At 67.2% G+C, this 2608-nt stretch carries 2 protein-coding genes; both read right to left on the bottom strand.

Annotated features, from left to right (window positions below; all coding sequences use genetic code 11):
- Positions 1 to 1998, bottom strand: a 1998-nt coding sequence (locus tag AC1D12_RS30615) for an RHS repeat domain-containing protein (RefSeq protein ID WP_477844992.1), incomplete at its 3' end; no start/stop codon positions are given.
- Between the two features lie 98 nt (positions 1999 to 2096).
- Positions 2097 to 2585, bottom strand: a complete 489-nt coding sequence (locus AC1D12_RS30610) for a hypothetical protein (protein WP_477844991.1) — start codon at positions 2583 to 2585, stop codon at positions 2097 to 2099.
- Positions 2586 to 2608 lie beyond the last annotated feature (23 nt).

Raw genomic sequence — 2608 nt, 5'->3', positions numbered from 1 at the left:
CCCCATCAGCGCCCACGAGGCAACCTCCCACGGGTTGATGCACTTCAGATTGCCGCCGTTGATGTAAAGCTGATAGCCGAGATTTCCGAGTCCGCCGACGAGCCCGCCAAGGAGGCCGAACTCCCCCGTGGGGTCCACCGTGTCGACAGGATTTCCGTTGGCGTAGCCGTATAGGTTGACCCCGCCGTTCTGCCCGATGCGGTCCGCCGTGGTGTAGCGCCCGAGGGACGAATCGTAGTATCGCGTGTCGTTGTAGAACAGCCCACTCTCCCCGTCCGCCACCTGCCCCGGGAAGCGCAGGCTGAACATGAAGGGCCCGCGTCCGCCCGGATCCACGACTGGCGCGGTCGTACCGAACGGCTCGGCCAGCCACTGCCAGCGAATCCTGCCCTCCGTGTCGAGCACCGCGCGCGGCGCATTCAGGTGATCAGCGTGGATGTAGAACACCAGCGGCGGCCCGTTCGCATCCGCCGGGTTCGGCATGAACACCGCGACCGGCACGTCCTGCAGCCACGCGTACTCGCGGATCGCCCGGCCCTCGTGGTCGTACTCGCCGAGCAACTGCCCGTCCTGATCGTAGGCGTAGATCACCGTGCTCTGCGGCCCGGTGCTGCTCACCTTGCGGATGCGCTGGCCCATCGCGTTGTAGGTGTAGGTGGTCGTGACACCGCCCTTGGTCAGTGTGGCGAGCTGGCCGGCCATGTCGTAGGTCGCCACATAGCCCGCACTGTCGCTGGTCGTGTTGCCGGCCTCGTCATGGGCCAGGCTGCGTGCCGGGTTCGTCACGCCGCGCAGCCGGTTGCTCGACGGCTCGGTGTCGTAGCGACTGGGAATGCCGTCGATGCTCATGCTCGCGCGGTTGCTGTTCGGGTCGTACGAGATCGCCCAGCTCGTGGTCGCTGTGACCGCGCTCGTGAGCCGGTCGAGCTCGTCGTAGGCGAACTGCTGATCAAGCGCCGGTTGCCGGGTGCCGTCGAACTGCTGGTGCGTGAACGCGGCGATTCGGTCCTGCGCGTCGTAGCGCACATCGCGAAGCACCCCACCGATCGGATAGCGCACCATGCGCCCGCTCAGATCGAACAGGCGCCGATGCGGCACCAGTCCGCCACGCGCATGCCACTTCCAGCCGTCGATCCCGATGCCGAACGGCGCCCACTTGATCTCGCTGAGCAATGGCAGCGGAACGCTGGCACCGTCCTTGGCGAGTGCCAGCGACAACGCCTGGCCGTACTCGCGCTCGATCACCAGCCGGCGCCCCGAGGGATAGGTGACGCCCTCCAGGTTGCCCAGGCGGTAGTCGTAGGCCACCTTCAGCTGCACGGTGCGGCTGTTCGCGCCTGCCCCCGGCTCGACCCATTGCGTGTGGACCGCAACCTCCCCTTGCTCTTCGTAGCGGTATCGGTCTCCACCGGCGCCGTGCCCCATGCTGGTGAGCCTGCCGCCGCCGTACGAGAACTCGGGCCCTTGCTCGCTGTAGCGCCACGTCAGCGCGGGATCGGTCCGCTCGCCGCTGCTGTGCTCAGCCCGCGTCATGCGCTCACTGGCATCGTAGGAGTAGCGCGTCAACACGCCACGGCTGTCGAGCATGGTCTCCACCAGGTCGGTCCCGGGCACGTAGGTGAACACCGTCGTCCCGGTGTCGGGGCTCACGATCTTCACCACGGTGCCAAAGCCTCCGCGCTCGTAGAGGGTCACCAGGCCGCGCGGGTCGGTCACCTTGTTGATGTACGGCGTCCCGCCGTCGTAGTCGAAACGGATCGAGCCCCGGCTGGCATCGGTGATCGACGTGATGCGATAGAGGTTGTCGTATCCGATCGAGGTGCTGTCGCCGCTCGCGCCCCGAAGGATCTTCGTGACATGCCCCATCGCGTCGTACTCGTAGCGCGTGGTCGGCGTGGGCGACACCGGCGGCGGTGTCTGCGCCAACACGGCAGACGATACGAAGGACCAAAGGAAACAACCAATCGCGGCCCGCAGGCCGCTGCGCGCATGCTGCATGAAAGACCTCCCTGGTCTTGTCGTTCAGGATGCGGCGCAGTCTAGAAATCCGGCCTCTGCCGGGTCAACCGGTTCAGATGAACCTATCTGGCACCTCGTCACCCTTGCGGCTGCGGCTGCGCCGCCTGCGCGAACGACTGTCCGGCCTTCTCCATCGCCGCGTTGCGCTTCTCATTGAGCTCGATGAGCTTGTCGAGCGTCTTCTGAATTTCTTCCATCAGCTTCGTCGGATCGTTCTTGTCGGCACCGTGCTGGTGGAGTTCGCGCAGTTGGCGGGTCTGGCTCTCGAGCCGGTCGAGCAGTTGCGAGATCTGGGAATCGAGCTCGGCGATTTCGGACGCCGCACTCGTCGCCTGTGTCTGGCCGCCGCCCTGCCCGATCGGCTTCGCAGCGCCCAAGGTGGGTCGCGCCAAGGCCGTGCTCGAGTTCAGGCTCGGCCGGCTGAAGGGCGTCGGCATCGACGGCGGTCGTTGTGGCTGGAGCGCCCCGCCCGGCTTGCCGGCCTGGCCGTGCGCGCCCAGCGCCTGCGGTCCGCCCTCGCCGCCCGGCTGGCTGTCGCGCCGCATCATCGTCGCCGGCAGGCTCATCGAGCGCGGGCGCTGCGCCACGC

Source organism: Rhizobacter sp. P1_G5 (genome assembly GCF_056405435.1).
The sequence above is the reverse complement of the archived record's forward strand: the minus strand, read 5'-3'. Positions and strand labels throughout refer to the sequence as shown.

Coding starts and splice junctions, on each gene's coding strand:
- AC1D12_RS30610 (WP_477844991.1), bottom strand. CDS start 2,585: ATGAGCCTGCCGGCGACGATGATGCGGCGCGACAGCCAGCCGGGCGGC.